Annotated in this window: 12 protein-coding genes; 1 reads left to right on the forward strand and 11 read right to left on the reverse strand. The window is 62.3% G+C overall.

All coding sequences use genetic code 11. The features are described 5' to 3' along the window. Positions 1–96: 96 nt before the first annotated feature. Positions 97–546 (reverse strand): RrF2 family transcriptional regulator, encoded by a 450-nt coding sequence (locus tag HK23_RS01895; protein ID WP_063907984.1) that lies wholly within the window; start codon positions 544–546, stop codon positions 97–99. A 149-nt stretch (positions 547–695) separates the two neighbouring features. Between HK23_RS01895 and cysK the strand changes: the two genes are divergently transcribed. Further along, positions 696–1,682: a cysteine synthase A gene (gene cysK, locus HK23_RS01900; RefSeq protein WP_063907985.1), complete on the forward strand. Its 987-nt coding sequence runs from the start codon at positions 696–698 to the stop codon at positions 1,680–1,682. 160 nt (positions 1,683–1,842) lie between these two features. Here cysK and HK23_RS01905 read toward each other — a convergent pair whose 3' ends face one another. From HK23_RS01905 to gltX, 10 genes are all read right to left on the reverse strand, one after another. Beyond that, positions 1,843–2,994, reverse strand: a complete 1,152-nt coding sequence (locus HK23_RS01905; protein ID WP_063907986.1) for an OmpA family protein — start codon at positions 2,992–2,994, stop codon at positions 1,843–1,845. Between the two features lie 200 nt (positions 2,995–3,194). Next, a complete protein-coding gene (locus tag HK23_RS01915; protein WP_086652674.1) occupies positions 3,195–3,533 on the reverse strand; it encodes a DUF1491 family protein in 339 nt (112 codons plus the stop codon). Then, positions 3,533–5,272, reverse strand: coding sequence for a S41 family peptidase (locus HK23_RS01920; RefSeq protein ID WP_086652675.1), 1,740 nt, complete (start codon positions 5,270–5,272; stop codon positions 3,533–3,535). The genes HK23_RS01915 and HK23_RS01920 overlap by 1 nt, the downstream gene beginning before the upstream one ends. Continuing rightward, entirely contained in the window at positions 5,262–7,421 is a 2,160-nt protein-coding gene (locus tag HK23_RS01925; RefSeq protein WP_086652676.1) for a ribonuclease R family protein, read from the reverse strand. The genes HK23_RS01920 and HK23_RS01925 overlap by 11 nt, the downstream gene beginning before the upstream one ends. A 3-nt stretch (positions 7,422–7,424) precedes the next feature. Then, on the reverse strand, positions 7,425–10,157 hold the full coding sequence (gene topA, locus HK23_RS01930; RefSeq protein ID WP_086652677.1) for a type I DNA topoisomerase: 2,733 nt from the start codon (positions 10,155–10,157) through the stop codon (positions 7,425–7,427). Positions 10,158–10,191: 34 nt separating this feature from the next. Further along, on the reverse strand, positions 10,192–11,535 hold the full coding sequence (gene dprA, locus HK23_RS01935; protein ID WP_086652678.1) for a DNA-processing protein DprA: 1,344 nt from the start codon (positions 11,533–11,535) through the stop codon (positions 10,192–10,194). Beyond that, positions 11,532–12,173: a glycerol-3-phosphate 1-O-acyltransferase PlsY gene (gene plsY / locus HK23_RS01940; protein ID WP_063908361.1), complete on the reverse strand. Its 642-nt coding sequence runs from the start codon at positions 12,171–12,173 to the stop codon at positions 11,532–11,534. The genes dprA and plsY overlap by 4 nt, the downstream gene beginning before the upstream one ends. Next, positions 12,173–13,465, reverse strand: coding sequence for a dihydroorotase (locus HK23_RS01945; RefSeq protein WP_086652679.1), 1,293 nt, complete (start codon positions 13,463–13,465; stop codon positions 12,173–12,175). The genes plsY and HK23_RS01945 overlap by 1 nt, the downstream gene beginning before the upstream one ends. Next, positions 13,462–14,403 carry an aspartate carbamoyltransferase catalytic subunit gene (locus HK23_RS01950; RefSeq protein ID WP_043552084.1) on the reverse strand — a complete coding sequence of 314 codons (942 nt, stop codon included), beginning with the start codon at positions 14,401–14,403 and terminating at the stop codon, positions 13,462–13,464. Before HK23_RS01950 ends, HK23_RS01945 begins: the two co-directional genes overlap by 4 nt. Then, positions 14,396–15,802, reverse strand: coding sequence for a glutamate--tRNA ligase (gene gltX / locus HK23_RS01955; RefSeq protein ID WP_063907992.1), 1,407 nt, complete (start codon positions 15,800–15,802; stop codon positions 14,396–14,398). Before gltX ends, HK23_RS01950 begins: the two co-directional genes overlap by 8 nt. Positions 15,803–15,828: the final 26 nt, after the last annotated feature.

Raw genomic sequence — 15,828 nt, forward strand, 5'->3', positions numbered from 1 at the left:
CTGTTCTTTTTGAGATGCTTTTCATAAAAAACGCGCTGTTCCCCGGATTTTCGGGGCAGCGCGTTTTTTTATGGGCCGGTGGTGTGCCGGCAGAGATCAGATTGAGAAAGTGATTGGCTCGCTCAGGGGGCGTTTGAGGCCACAGCTCTCGGTTTTTTTAACCAGATCATCCAGTGTGGTTTTTTTCATCTGGGCGGTCAGCTCTTTGTCGAACTGCTTCCAGCACGGTTCGATTACTTTGCTGAACAGCGGGCCTTGCGGGCCATCATCCCCGTTGCTGTCATCCTGTGTGACGGCATTGATGATATCCACCAGAGAAATATCCCGCCGGGGGCGGCCCAGACGGTAGCCACCACGCGGCCCGCGGATGCTTTCCAGAAGCCCGGTGCGTGAAAGGGCCTGTAGCAGCGGCTCAATCCCACGTCGCGCCAGAGCGGAGCGTTCGGCAATATCCGCAGCGCTGACCGTGCCGGAGCGCCCTGCATGAAAAGCGACGTCCAGCATGATGAGAACGGCTGTCATGGCTCTGTCCCGACGCAGGATCATGGGTCTGGTTCCTTTCACCTCAGAAAAAGGCAAATCTGGCGTTAAACATGAATGACATCGAGATATAGCAGGCGTTCTCCTGTTTATCTACGCTGATAATTCGTATTATAAAAGAGCCACGAGAGAAAACACATAGAAAAGGCAGGTTCATGACAGGTTCGGATAAATCCGGGGGTGGCTACGGCTTTGCCGCACCACGCGGCAAGGTATACGACTCGGTTCTTGGCGTGGTTGGCGGAACGCCTCTGGTGGCTCTCCCGCATCTTTCACGGGATGAAGAGCTGAAATGCCGCCTTTTGCTCAAACTGGAATTTTTTAATCCGCTGGGGTCCGTCAAGGACCGCATCGGGGCTGCCATGGTGCTGGAAGCCGAGCGGGAAGGGCGTATTACACCCGGCCGCACGGTGCTGGTGGAGCCGACATCCGGCAATACAGGCATCTCTCTGGCGTTTGTTGCCGCAGCACGCGGCTACCGGCTGATTGTGACCATGCCGGAGGGGGCGTCCATCGAGCGGCGGCGCATGCTGCGGCTGATGGATGCGCAGGTGGAACTGACCCCGGCGCGGCTTGGCATGGCTGGGGCCATTGCCCGCGCAGGTGAGATTCTGCAGGAAACGCCTGATGCGTGGATGCCGGACCAGTTTGATAACCCCGCCAACCCCGCTGTGCATGCCGCTACCACGGCAGAAGAAATCTGGGTGGATACAGACGGGCAGATTGATGCTGTAGTTGCCGGTGTTGGCACAGGCGGCACGGCCACAGGCATTGCCGAGGCGCTGAAGCCCCGCCGCAAAGGCTTGCAGGTGTTTGGGGTTGAGCCGACCGAAAGCGCCATTCTGAATGGGGATGAGCCCGGCCCCCACGGCATTCAGGGCATCGGCCCTGGCTTTTGCCCGGCCACGCTGAACACCAAACTACTGGACGGGGTCATTCCGGTCTCTGAGCGTGAAGCCATTGCTGCGGCACGTCGTTGCGCGCGTCTGGACGGCATTCCGGTTGGGATTTCTTCCGGCGCGGCCCTGCATGCAGCACTTCAGGTGGCAAAAAAGCCGGAGTCTGAAGGCAAGACGATTGTGGCCATCGCCCCGTCCTTTGCGGAGCGGTATCTGTCCACGTCTCTGTTCTCCGGGCTCTAAAGACTGGGGAAATGCTGCTGGGTTTTGCTGGCCTGCTTTCGGGTGGGTCAGCCTCGGATACGGCAGACGCGACGCGATATGCGCCAATAAAAAAACGCTGCTCCAGCTTCAGGCCGGGGCAGCGTTTTTTATTGGGCGGTAAGGACGCCTGACAGATTGCTTAGCGGAAGAGAATTTCCACGCGGCGGTTCTGGGCTTCCTTGGTGTTAGGGCCGGTTTTGACCAGCGGATTTTCTTCACCATAGCCATGAATGTCGATGGTGGCGCCCGGCACGCCATCACGCACCAGTTCGGCCTTCACCATTTCCGCACGGCGGATGGACAGCTTCACGTTATACGCTTCACCACGTTTCTGGCCGGGGAAGGCGGAGGAGTTATCCGTATAGCCAGAGACCAGAATCCGCGTGAGGCTGGTGTGAGCCGTTGCCTGAGCCGCCACAGCCACAATGGAGCGGGCGCGGTCTGTCAGGTCAGACTTGTCCCAGTCAAAAAACACCAGATAGCTGCGGGCCGGCTGCGGAGCAGGAGCGGCTGAGGGCTCGGGGATTTTCGGCGGCGGCGGGGGAGCGGGATTAAACTCATACCGCAGGCCCAGCATCAGGGAGTGGTTGAAGTCTGTCTTGGTGTCACGGTTGCCAGTGGCAAAGCTATAAGACTTCGACTGGTTGGCCCCGCCAATGGTGCCCCACGCAGAAGAGCCGTGAGACTGCGGGCCAAGCATGGTCCAGAAGCGATATTCTGCCGTGAAGGACAGCCCTACGACCCACGGCGTGGGGAAGGCGACGCCAAAAATGCCCTGATAGGCAAAATTACCGAACGTGCCGCCTACATGCTGGGAGAGCTGATTCCCCGGCGCCGTGATGGAGGTGTTCAGCGCCGTCCAGCCATAGCCGACACCTGCGCCAAAATACGGGAAGATGAACGGGTTGCCGACATCCATGTCAAACAGGGCGTTCGCCATCACGCCATAGGTCTGGCGGCGGCCATCGGCCCGGCTGCTGAGGGAGTTGGTGACAAACCGCTGATATGTCTGGTTGCGGTAGTCGCCTTCCACTTCCACGCGGAACCCGTTGCCCAGACCATAGCCGATCGAGCCGATTCCGGTCGCCCCGGTCCGCCAGCGGTCACGACCGTCCGGGAACATGTTGGACGTACGGACGCGCTGGTCCTGGTTGAAGGTCGCACCACCTTCGCCTGCAATATACAGGCCCTGAACAGGCTGAGCCATGGCAGGCGCGGCACACAGCAGGAAACCTGCCACCAACGGTGCAGAAAGCAGTGATTGCGCGAGGAGGCCTTGGCGCAGCGTCATGTTCTTCTCCCTGCTGTGGCACTGTTTCCGCAGTGGCCGGGCATTGTGGTCTTGGTGCACGTGGCACATATGCCTGCCTTCTTTGCTGTAAACTGGCGTTGTGTGCAACAGCTTGTGGAAACTGTTTTCAAAAACACCCCTGTTTTAAGGGGAATCAGTGTGTCAGGCGTGTGACATAAGTCACACACTGTTAAGTATTGTCAGATCAGCGTTGCTTCAAACGGAGGTCTGAAGTCCGGGGCTTCCACTTCCAGAACCCATAAATCGGGGTCGTAGCGCAACTGCCGGTCAATATAGGTCTGTGTGTCTTCGGGGGAGAGCGGGGTTTCGCCCGAGCTTTTCAGCCATGCAGCCTCGTCCTCGGCTGTGCGGGTCTGGCTCAGGACCATCGTTGTGCCGTCACGCCCCAGCAGAACAACCAGAATCCCTCCGGCATCGGCATCACCCCGCCGGAGCATCATGGCAGATCGTCCATCCTGTCCGGACTGGCGGAGCAGGGCACGGGCCACAATGTCGGAACGCAGGCGCGGGGTGGTCATTAATGCGTGACCGCGACTGAGGCGGAGGCAGAATCTTCCGGCATGGCGGCAATGGCGGTCTTATACCATTTGGGGTTTTCCAGCACGGCGCGGGCCACCTCCAGATCCCTGTCACTCCCCAGAGCGGCCGGGCAGGCCTTGCGGATGGCCAGAATGCGGGAGACCGGCAGCGGGAAGCGTGCAAGGCGGGAGGCCTCGACCGCAGGCTGATTATCCAGCGTGCCCGCAGCGAGGTCATGCATCTGGCGGGTCATCTCCGTCTCGCCAAGGCTGGTGCAAAGCTGCGGCATAACGCCCAGACCCTGTAATGGCCAGTGGAGGGGGGCAATCACGCGGCTCCATGTCACAAACAATTCGCCTTCATCCGGCAACTGCGCGACGGTCTGCACCAGCCCCTTGCCCAGAGTGGAACTGCCAATCACCACGGCGCGGCGATGGTCTGCCAGCGCTGCGGCCAGAATTTCCGCCGCACTGGCTGTGCGTCCATCTACCAGAATGGCAATGGGCAGGCCGTTGGTCATGTCGCCACCCTGCACGGCCCAGATATGGTTAGCCTGCTGGTCCCGCCCATCGGTGACGGCAGCAACACCCCGGTCCAGCAGCAGGGCCGCAGCGGTTACGGCCTGTTGCAGCACGCCGCCCCGGTTGCCGCGCAGGTCAATAATCAGCCCTTTCAGGTTAGGGTCCTGCGTGGCCTGATCCAGATACTGGCTCATCTCTTCCGCCGTATCGGAAGAAAAAGAGGTGACGCGCAGCACCACCAGCGGGCCGCTGGCAAAAGCAAAAACGGTTTCCGGCGGCACTTTGGCGCGGTGCAGCACCACGGTGTGGCCTCGCCGCTGCCCCGGAGAGAGCAGGCGTAGCGTCACGCGAGAGTCTTCCTCGCCCCGCAGCCAGCCGGTCACCGTTTCAACCGATTGCCCGGCTGTTAGCCTGTTGTTTACGGCCAGCAGCTTGTCGCCCGGATCGACCGTGGCGGTCCATGCAGGGCCGTTGGCATTGACGGCGGAGATAACAATGTCTCGCCCTTTGCGCGTCAGGCTGAGCCCGGCATCTGCCTCACCCCCCACACGGGCCTGACGGTCCGTGGTGGCGGAGGACGGGCCGATATAGCGGGAATACGGGTCGAGATGGTTGAACAGCTCATCAAAAAACGCCTGAACCAGATCTTCCCGGCTGGCATCCGCGACAGACTCGGAGTGCGCACGGGCTGCGGAGATGAAATCCACAGCCAGTTTGGCCCAGTCTTCCGCATTGCCAGCGGCCGGGGCAGGCTGAGAGAGCAGGCTGGTCTGCCCGGCCAGCAGGCGAATATCTGCGCCTCTTGTGTCCAGCGTGAGCATCGGGTCCAGCGCCGTCAGGCAGCCCAGCCCCCAAAGGGTAAAGTCCCGGCTGGTGTGGGCTTCCAGCGTGCGCGGCGCCAGAAATTCCAGCGCTGTGGCAATGACGGAATGGACCAGTCCCATATCGACGCTCGGTTTGTCCGGCTCCACAGCCTCCGGCGCGTCAGGCGTGCCGACAGGAGCAGCGTCGGCCTGCGGTGGCACGGCGGCCTGAGCCGGTGCGGTCCGGGCGGCATCTGGCTGGGCGGATGGCAGGTTGTCCGGCCCGGGTGCCGGAGAACTGCCCTGCGCGCGCAAGGGGGTAGGCTGATAAACCAGCAGGGTTGCGATGAGAATGCAGGGCAGTGCTCGACGCAACGGCATGGGGAACAGGCGGCGGGCCGTACTAGCTGGCATGGCGCATGGGGGCGGGTGCCAGCGTGAGTGTCCCTTGTGCCGGCTGGGTTGCTGTCAGGACGACAGGCAGCAGGCCGCTGTTCAGGAAACGGGTTCCTGAACTGAGGTCTGAGCGCATCGGTAGCGAGTCGTCATGCATCCCTGAGTCATCCGGCAAGGCAAGGAAAGAAAGGAAAGACGGAGTTCCTGTTTTCGTCAATGTCACGGCAAGGCCAGACCGTGTTGTTGCTGTGACATGCGCCTGAAGAGTGTGCCCGATAAACGGGGTCAGAAAAATGGCAGCAAGCCTGTCCTGACAGGTCTGAACGGCAGAGGCAGCCCGGCGTTCCGTCATTTGCAGATGTTCGGCCAGTGCGGGCAGGTCTGATCTGTCCGGCTGGAGGGACGCTGCAATGCGTGCGTCACGCTCAAGGGTGGCCAGCAGGGCGCGATGTGTCACAAGGTCCGCATAGCGGCGGATGGGGCTGGTGAAGTGCGCGTAGTGCTCCAGCGCCAGCCCAGAGTGCCGCCCCGGTGACGCCGCATAGCGTGCCTGCATGCGGGCTGGCAGGCGCGGGCCGCCCGTGCGTTCCCCCGAGAGGGCCGGGGGTGCGGGATGCACGCGGAACAGCCCCGCTGCGTTGTGGCGCATCAAGTTTTCCGCTGCAAAACGGTTGGCGGCAATCATGAACGCCGCCACCAGATCATGCGCGGGCTGACGTTCCCGCAGAGTGAAGTCTACGGGCTGCCCCTCTTCGTCCAGCGTAACGCGATACTCTTCTTCCGGCTGGGTCAGAACGCCACGGGCTGTGGCATCCGCCTGCAACGCTAACGCTGCGGCCTGTAGGGTCGGGATCAGATCAGGCGGCAAAGTCGAGAGGCTGGAGGGGTGAGCAGGACCTGGGGGGCAGGTCTGGCTTGTCGCCTGTTCTGGTGTGGGGATGGATGCATCAAGTGCTTGCTGCACCTCCTGATACGTCAGGCGTGCTGCACTGCGCATAATTCCCCGGCCCAGCTTGCCGGAGCGGATCTGCCCGGTGGGCGTGATCTCAAGCTCGATAAACAGGCACAGTCGGTCTTCCCCCGGTTTGAGGGAGCACACCCCGGCGGAGAGGGCTGGCGGCAGCATGGGCACCACGCAGCCCGGCAGATAGACCGAGTTGCCTCGTTTTCTGGCCTCGGCATCCAGCGCGGAACCCGGCGCGACATAATGCGCAACATCGGCAATGGCGATAACCAGCCGGAACCCATCAGCCGTCCGTTCCGCCCAGATGGCATCGTCAAAATCTTCCGCCGTGGCGTCATCAATGGTGACGAGCGGGAGGGAGCGCAGGTCGGTGCGTCTTTTTGCTGGGTCTGGGGAGGCGGTATCAGCGGCTTCTGGCAGTACAGGTGCCTGAGCAACACGCCGCGCTTCTTCTTCCACCTCTGCGGGAAATTCCGTCGGGACGCTGTGGGTGAGCAGGCTCAGTCTGGCGGGCATGCCGGGTGCGGTGGCCGGGCCCAGAATGGAGTGAATGCGGGCTTGCGGAGTCTGGCCGTCCTGCGCGGGGAGGAGGTCCGCCAGCACGACATCACCGGAGGCCGGACGAGGGGAGGCCGCATCCGGCACGACATCCAGAGGCCGGGTGAGCCTGCGGTCACAGGGGATTAACTGGTCAGGTTTGCTTTGAGAGGGGCCACTCTCCTCACTCGTAGCATTAGCCGGCTGAAAGACCGCGACAATCTGACGAGAGGCTGTAGAGAGCAGACGAATCGGGCGGCCTTCGCGCCGGGTGCGGCCTGTGGCGGGGCGCAGGCGGAGGATCAGCTCATCCCCGGGGATAAGCAGGTTGCCGTCCAGATGCGGTGTGACGAGGGCGACCGTGCTGCCACGCGGGTCATCCGGGAGATGGGCCAGCGGCAGGCCATCGCGCCCCATGCGGGTGATGAGGGCGCGGGCCGTTTCCGGCAGACCGGTCACGCCCTTCAGTCTGCCGGGAGGCAGTAAAGCGAGATCCCCCGCAACCGCCATGGCGTGCAGGTGCGTCCGCAGGGCGGCTTTCAGGTGCGCGGGCAGGCCAAAGGCCCGCAGGATATCCGGTGGAGAGACAGGGGTGCGGTCTGCTTCCAGAAAAGTCCGGAGGGCCGCAGGGTCAGGCAGAGCTGCGGCCCCCGATCTTTTCTGCACGGGTCAGTCCGCCTTTTTCTTCCGCGTAGCGGGCTTTTTGGCCGGAGCCTCAGCCCCGTCCTCTGTCGTGCTTTTTTTGGCCGCCGTTTTACGGGTGGTCGTTTTTTTCGCAGCCGTGGTGGTCTTGCTTGCAGCCTTTTTGGTGGCTGTTTTCGGCTCGGCCTTGGTTGCGGTCTTTTTAGCGGCGGTCTTGGTCGTGGTTTTCTTTTTGGCCCCGGCCTTGGCTTTCAGGGGTTTGCCCTTTTCAGCCAGCAGCGCCACGGCCTCATCCAGCGTGACCTCGTTCATATCCGTGCCGCGCGGCAGGGTGGCGACCATGTTGCCATGCTGCGCATAGGGACCAAAGCGGCCCTTGCGGATCATAACCGGTTCACCATCCTTGGGATGCACGCCCATATTGCGGATGGAGGCCAGCTTTTTGGCCAGCGCATCCACAGCGCGGTTCAGCCCGATGGTCAGGACGTCATCGTCCTTATCGAGAGACCCGTAGATCGCGCCCATTTTTACGTAAGGACCAAAACGCCCCAGACCGGCTTCAATCGGCTCACCACTTTCCGGGTGCAGGCCGACAAGGCGCGGCAGGGAGAGCAGGCCCACGGCCTGATCCAGCGTGATGGCTTCCCCATCCATGCCTTTGGGGAGGGAGGCACGTTTGGGTTTGGCTTTTTTGTCCGCCGGATCCGGTTCGCCCTGCTGCACATACAGCCCATACGGACCCTGACGTACGGTGATGTCCTCACCCGTATCAGGATGCTGGCCCAGCACGCGCATGCCGTCCTTCAGGGCCGCGCCATCACCATCTTCCGCGCTGTCGGAGGACAGGCGGCGGGTGAAGGAGCATTCCGGATAATTGGAGCAGCCGATAAACGCCCCGTAACGGCCCAGCTTGAGGCCGAGACGCCCCGTGCCACAGGCGGTGCAGTGGCGCGGGTCAGACCCGTCCTCACGCGGCGGGAAGAAGAACGGCCCAAGATCCTTATCGAGTGCATTCAGCACGTCGGTAATGGTCAGATCTTTGGTGTCGGCCACTGCTTTGGAGAACGCATCCCAGAAGTTGGCCAAAACGTGTTTCCACTCAGCCCGGCCGTCGGAAATATCGTCCAGCAGTTCTTCAAGGCTGGCGGTGAAGGTGGTGTCCACATACCGCTCAAAGAACGAGACGAGGAATGCCGTGACCAGACGCCCGCGCGCTTCGGGGATGAAGCGGCGGTTTTCCAGCGTGACGTAATTACGGTCCCGCAGCACGGTCAGGATGGAGGCGTACGTGGAAGGGCGGCCAATGCCGATTTCTTCCATTTTTTTGACCAGAGACGCTTCCGAAAAACGCGGCGGCGGCTGGGTGAAGTGCTGGTCCGCTGCCACACTTTCGCGCTTCAGCGGGTCTTTTTCCTTCATGGGCGGCAGCATGCGGGAGTCATCATCCGCAGGCTTGTCGCTATCATCCCGGCCTTCTGTATAGAGGCGCAGGAAGCCATCAAAGGTGATGATGGAGCCGTTGGCGCGCAGCACCGTCTTGCCGGAAGGTCCGGCAATATCGACGGCAACCTGATCCAGCGCTGCGGATTCCATCTGGCTGGCGACGGCGCGTTTCCAGATCAGCTCATACAGGCGGCGCTGTTCCGGGGTGAGGTGTGAGGCCACGGAAGAGGGCGTGCGGAACACATCCGTCGGGCGGATGGCTTCATGCGCTTCCTGCGCGTTCTTGGCTTTGGAGCTGTAGAAACGCGGCTGGGAGGGCACATACTCCTCGCCAATATGTTTGCCGATATGGCTGCGGATGGCGAACATGGCCTCCTTGGCCATCTGCACGCCGTCCGTTCGCATATAGGTGATCAGACCGACAGTCTCGCCGCCCAGATCAATGCCTTCATAAAGCTGCTGCGCGGTCCGCATGGTGACCTGCGCGCCCATGCCCAGCTTGCGAGAGGCTTCCTGCTGCAAGGTGGACGTGGTGAAAGGAGGCTGCGGGTTACGGCGAACCTTGCGGCGCTCGACCGACTGAACGGACAGGTTTTCCGCTTCCACTGCCTTTTTGGCAGCGGCGGCCTGTTCCTCGTTGCTCAGATCGAACTGGTCGAGCTTTTTGCCATTCAGATGCGTGAGGCGGGCAGTAAACGGCGCGCCAGCCGGCGTGGCGAGGGCCGCCTGCACGGTCCAGTATTCACGCGGTTTGAAGACCTCAATCTCGGCTTCCCGCTCACAGATCAGCCGCAGGGCGACGGACTGCACGCGGCCCGCACTGCGGGATCCGGGCAGCTTGCGCCACAGAACCGGGGAGAGGGTGAACCCCACCAGATAGTCCAGCGCACGACGGGCCAGATACGCCTCAATTAGCGGCATATCGAGGTCACGCGGGTGGGCCATGGCGGTTTTAATGGCGCTTTTGGTGATCTCGTTGAAGGTGACGCGCTGGACGTCCACACCCTTCAGCGCCTTTTTCTCTTCCAGCATGGCGCGGACGTGCCAGGAAATTGCTTCCCCTTCACGATCCGGGTCAGTGGCGAGATAGAGCGTTTTGGCGCCTTTCAGAGCCTTGATAATGGCGGCAACCTGCTTGTTGCCCCGCTCATCGGCCTGCCAGGACATGGCAAAATCTTCGTCCGGGCGCACGGAGCCATCCTTGGGCGGGAGGTCCCGCACATGCCCAAAGGAGGCCAGCACCGTATAGTTATCGCCCAGATATTTGTTGATCGTTTTCGCCTTTGCGGGCGATTCGACCACCACAACGTCAGTCATACTCTCTCCGACCTGCCGGAAGCAGCACCTAAGATCAGCCGTTTTTGCCATGACTGGCGGCACGAACAACACGCCCACCGGGGAGTGAGTCCAGACAGCCAGAAAGCTCAAGTTCCGTGAGCACGGTCAAGACGGCGGAAGCTGAGAACTGGCAGCGCCTAACCAGATCGTCAACCGCTATGGGCGTAAAGGAGAGCAGATCAAGCACTTTTTCCCGCACGGTCTCACACGTTTCTGCGAGGGGTGGGGATGGTTTTGTTGTGACAGAAGCGGAGCTGGTGAAGGGCGGGGCTGCAGGCCGGGAATGACGCTGCGAGGGCGGTAAAACGCCATTTGGCGTGTCCTGCGGGCTCGTGCCGGATGTCGGCTGGGTGGCTCTCTCGGCGTTCGCTTTTCGTGCTGTTTCAGGTTTGTCTGAGATGCTGAGTGAAAAAGAGTGCTGTGGAGTCTGCGGGCCGTCTGGAACGGTCTGCAAATAAGGCGCCGGTGCAAAAGAGGAAGGGAATGAGGGGCTGACCGAAGGCTCCGGGAACACCGGTGGCAGGTGCGGCAGAATGTCGGCGACACTCTCCGTCAGCACCGCGCCATTACGGAGCAGGTCATTACTGCCCCGGCAGCGCGGGTCCAGTGGGGAGCCGGGTACGGCGAAGAGTTCCCGCCCATACTCACCCACCAGCCGGGCGGTAATCAGCGTGCCGGATTTGGGGGCGGCTTCCACAACCACACAGCCTAGAGTCAGCCCGGCAATCAGCCGGTTGCGGCGTGGGAAATGGCGGTTGAGTGGGGCCGTGCCGAGCGGTGCTTCCGTCACGACAGCACCTTTTTCCGCGATTTCAGCTTGCAGGTGGGCGTTCTGGAGTGGGTAGGGTTTGTCCAGCCCGCCAGCAACGGCGGCCACCGTCAGGCCTTGCCGGTGCAGCGCGCCTTTATGGGCAGCGGTATCAATCCCCCGAGCCAGACCGGAGACGACGGACAAGCCAGCCTCCACCAGTTCTGTTGCCAGACTTTCTGTCAGCCGCAGGCCGGAGGAAGACGCGTTGCGCGCGCCAATCAGGCCAATGCCGGGTTTGCTCAGGGCCGCAACATCTCCCAGCACGCTCAGAACCGGCGGGGCGTCGGGGATTTCTTTCAAGAGAAAGGGGTAGTCGGCATCCAGCAGGGTGAGGATGCGGCCACCCATGCGCGTAGTGGCCTCAATTTCCCGCAGAATACTGTCCTGCGAGGGAATAACCAGCGGCACCCGCCCGCGCTGGGGCAGCCGTGGCAGGGCCTCAAGCGCGGCCTCGGCTGTGTGATACTGGCTGAGCAGCCGCCGCCATGTGCGCGGCCCCACAGACTCGGTGCGGGCCAGACGCAGGCAGGCGACCAGCGTGTTCATTTTTGTTTGGGAGGAACCCGGGGTTCGGTGCCGTTCAGAATGCGGCCAATGTTCGCGCTATGCCGCATGAGCACCAGCAGGCTGATAAGCAGCACGGCCATAGGCTTGCCGGACGCCTGAAAACTGAACCCATACAGGGCCAGCGTGACAAACGGCATGATGATGAAAGCCGCCAGCGCCCCGGCGGAAGAAATGCGGGTCAGTTTGGCCACACCCAGCCATGCCGCGCAACCAATCAGCCCCGTAATAGGGGAAAGCGCCAGCAGTGCGCCCAGCCCGGTGGCCACACCCTTGCCGCCTTTAAAGCCAAGGAAGATCGGGTAGCAATGCCCGACCACCACGGCTAGTGCGGTGACGGCGAGAATCCGGTCAGAAAAGTCTGGCGGCGTCATGATCCATGCAATCATGACGGCCAGCGCGCCTTTGGCGGCATCCAGCCCCAGTGTGGCGGCGGCCAGATCTTTCCGGCCTGTGCGCAGCACATTGGTGGCCCCGATATTGCCGGAGCCGATTTTGCGGAGGTCGCCTACGCCGGCCACATTGGTCAGGATCAGGCCGAACGGCACGCTGCCCAGCACGTATCCCATGAACGCCATGGCGGCGAGCAGCCACAGCGCATAGGAGGGGAGGGAGGACATCATGCTGCCGGGGCTCCGTAAACGCGGCGTCCGCCTTTCCATGTGCCCAGCACACGGCCTTCCAGCGGTCGGCCGTCAAAGGGGGTGTTTTGCGCGCGGCCCGGCAGTTTGCCAGCCTGCACCAGCCAGCTCTGGTCCGGCGCAAACAGGCAGAGGTCTGCCGCAGCACCCGTTGCCAGCGTGCCGCAGGCGGCACCCAGCAGAGCGGAGGGTTTATGCGTCAGCAGGGCAAGAGCCTGTGGCAGCGTGAGCGTACCGTCATGCACCCGCGCCAGTGTGACACCCAGCAGCGTGACCATGCCTGTGCCGCCGGTCGCTGCCTGCGCAAACGGCAGGCGTTTATCATCGGCGTCACGCGGCAGGTGGTCGGAGGCAATGGCGTCGATTGTGCCATCGGCCAGTGCGGCACAGATCGCCAGACGGTCTTCTTCAGAGCGCAGCGGCGGGGAGAACTTGGCGTAGGTGCGGAAGTCGCCAATCGCGTTTTCGTTCAGGTCGAAATAATGCGGTGCGGTGTCACACGTTACACGCACTCCGCGGGCCTTCGCCTGACGGATCAGCTCCACACCTTCCCCCGTGGAGACATGCCCAAAGTGCAGGCGGCCTCCGGTGAGTTCGGCCAGACGAATATCCCGCGCAATCATGATGGATTCTGCCACCGGCGGAATGCCCGGCAGGCCCATACGGGTTGCCAGTTCACCTGCCGTGGCGCAGCCGGAGCCAGCCAGAGAGGGCTCTTCCGGGTGCTGGACAACCATAGCCCCAAAGCCCCCAGCGTAGGATAGCGCCAGACGCATCAGGCGGGCGGGGTCAATGGCGCGGGCACCATCGGTAAAGGCGACGGCACCCGCTTCATGCAGCAGGCCGATTTCTGCCAGTTCCTGCCCTTTGCAGCCTTTGGTCAGTGCGCCGTAGGGGAGAATGGTAATGGCCCCGGTTTCTTCCCCGCGGCCACGCAGCAGGCGGACCAGCGCGGGGTTATCAATCGCCGGTTCACAGGTGGGGAGCACGGCAATGGTGGTGATGCCCCCGGCAGAGGCTGCGCGGGCGGCAGAGGCGATGGTCTCACGATATTCGTGGCCCGGCTCACCAATTTCCACACGCATATCGACAAGGCCGGGGCACAGAACAGCGCCCTGACCGTCAATCACCTCGGCATTCTCCGGCGCACCCTCGGCGCCGGCTTTGTCCGTGCCGGCAATTTCGCCATTGCGCACCAGCAGGCGGCCCGGCTGATCCAGCCCGGAGGCAGGGTCTATCAGGCGGACATTATCAAAAAGAAGAGTGCTCATGCGGAATGCCTGCTGCGGGTCAGCCGATCAAGCACGGCCATACGCACGGCCACGCCCATTTCAACCTGTTCCTGAATCACGCTCTGGTCGGAATCGGCCACCAGACTGTCAATTTCGACGCCCCGGTTCATCGGGCCGGGGTGCATGACCAATGCGTCCTTGTTCGCCAGAGCCAGACGCCGCTGGTCCAGCCCGTAAAAGCGGAAATATTCCCGCGCACTGGGGATCTGCCCGGAGGACATGCGCTCACGTTGCAGGCGCAGCATCATCACCACATCCGCACCGCGCAGACCTTCTTCCATGGTGTGGAAGACCTCAACACCAAGGCTCTTGAAGCCGCCGGGCACGAGCGTAGGTGGGCCAACAACGCGCACCTTGCAGCCCATGGTGGTGAGCAGATGGATGTCAGACCGCGCCACGCGGGAATGCGCGACATCTCCGCAAATGGCGACCGTCAGCCCCCCGAACCCGCCGCAATGGCGGCGGATGGTCAGGGCGTCCAGCAGGGCCTGCGTGGGGTGTTCATGCGTGCCATCGCCCGCATTGACCACACAGGCTTCCACCTTCTGCGCCAGCAGGGCAGGCGCACCGGACTGGGAGTGCCGGACCACCAGCAGGTCGGCCTGCATGGCGTTGAGTGTGGCAGCCGTATCCAGCAGGGTTTCCCCCTTGTTTACGGAAGACTGCGCCACGGACATGTTGATCACATCCGCGCCCAGACGCTTGCCTGCCAGCTCAAAAGAGGTGCGGGTCCGGGTGCTGTCCTCAAAAAAGAGGTTAATCAGCGTCCGGCCCCGCAGCACGTCTCTTGGCACCTTCCGGGAGCGGTTGAGCAGGGCATAGCTTTCGGCCAGATCAAGCAGCGGCTCAATCTGGTCTGGCGTCATGCCTTGCAGACCGAGCAGATGCCGGGAGTGCCGGCCGGGGAAGCTAGCCATGCAGAACAGCTCCGATGCGTGCGAGCGTTTCATCCTTACCCAGGGCGGCCAGCGTGGCGTCAATCCCCGGTGAGGTGTTGGAGCCTGTCACCGCAGCGCGCACCGGCTGGGCAACCTGCCCGAGCTTGTGCTCGCCAGCTTCCGCAAAGCGGCGCAGGGCGGCATCAATGTTTTCCGGCGTGAAATCTTCCACCGCCGCCAGTTCACGCGCCAGACCATCCAGAATGGTGCGGGCTTCCGGCGTCAGGATTTTTTCTGCCTTGGCGTTGAAGCTCAGCGGCACGTGGCGACCAAGGAAGGCGGCGCTGTCAGCCAGTTCCACCAGCGTGCGGGCACGCTCCTTCAGGCCGGGCATCAGCGCCAGAACGCGGGCACGGACGGTGTCATCCGTGCTCACACCTTCAACGGCTTTCAGGCGGTCCATCACATCATTGGTCAGACGTTCGTCATCAGCCTGACGCATCCAGACGGCATTGATGTGCAGCAGCTTGGCGTAATCCATGCGGGAGGGGGAGCGGCCCACGCCGTCCAGATCGAACAGCTTGATCTGTTCTTCACGAGACAGGATTTCCGCATCGCCGTGACCCCAGCCCAGACGCAGCAGATAGTTGCACAGGGCTTCCGGCAGGTAGCCTTCATCCCGGAATTCCACCACGGACTGTGCGCCGTGACGTTTGGACAGCTTGGCGCCATCCGGCCCGTGGATGAGCGGCAGATGTGCAAAGCGCGGCAGATCCCAGCCCATGGCGCGGTAGATCATGGCCTGACGGAAGGTGTTGGTCAGATGGTCATCACCACGAATAACGTGGGTGATCTCCATATCGTGGTCATCCACCACAACGGCGTGCTGGTAGGTGGGGGTGCCGTCGGAGCGCAGGATAATCATGTCATCCAGTTCAGCATTGGCAACGCGGACTTCGCCCTGAACCAGATCTTCAATAACAGTTTCGCCCTCACGCGGGGCTTTAATGCGCACGGCGTAGGGGGCACCGGCAGGTGCTTCGGACGGGTCACGGTCGCGCCACATCCCGTTGTAACGGGGCGGCTTGCCGTTAGCCATTGCGTCTTCACGCATCTGCTTGAGTTCTTCAGGCGTGCAATAGCACTTGTAGGCCAGACCTTTTTCCAGCAGTTCCAGCGCTACTTCCGTGTGGCGGTCCTGCCGGGTGGACTGGAAGACAGGTTTTTCATCTGCCGTAATGCCCATCCAGGCCAGCCCGTCGAAAATAACATCGACAGCCTGTTGGGTGGACCGTTCACGGTCGGTATCCTCAATACGCAGGAGGAATTCGCCGCCGTGATGACGGGCAAAAAGAAAGTTGAACAGGGCCGCGCGGGCGTTGCCGATATGCAGCAGGCCGGTCGGACTCGGGGCAAAGCGTGTGCGGATCGTCGTCATGGGGCGCATCCTTATCACGCACACAC

The organism is Acetobacter malorum (genome assembly GCF_002153605.1).
Classification (GTDB): Bacteria; Pseudomonadota; Alphaproteobacteria; order Acetobacterales; family Acetobacteraceae; genus Acetobacter; species Acetobacter malorum_A.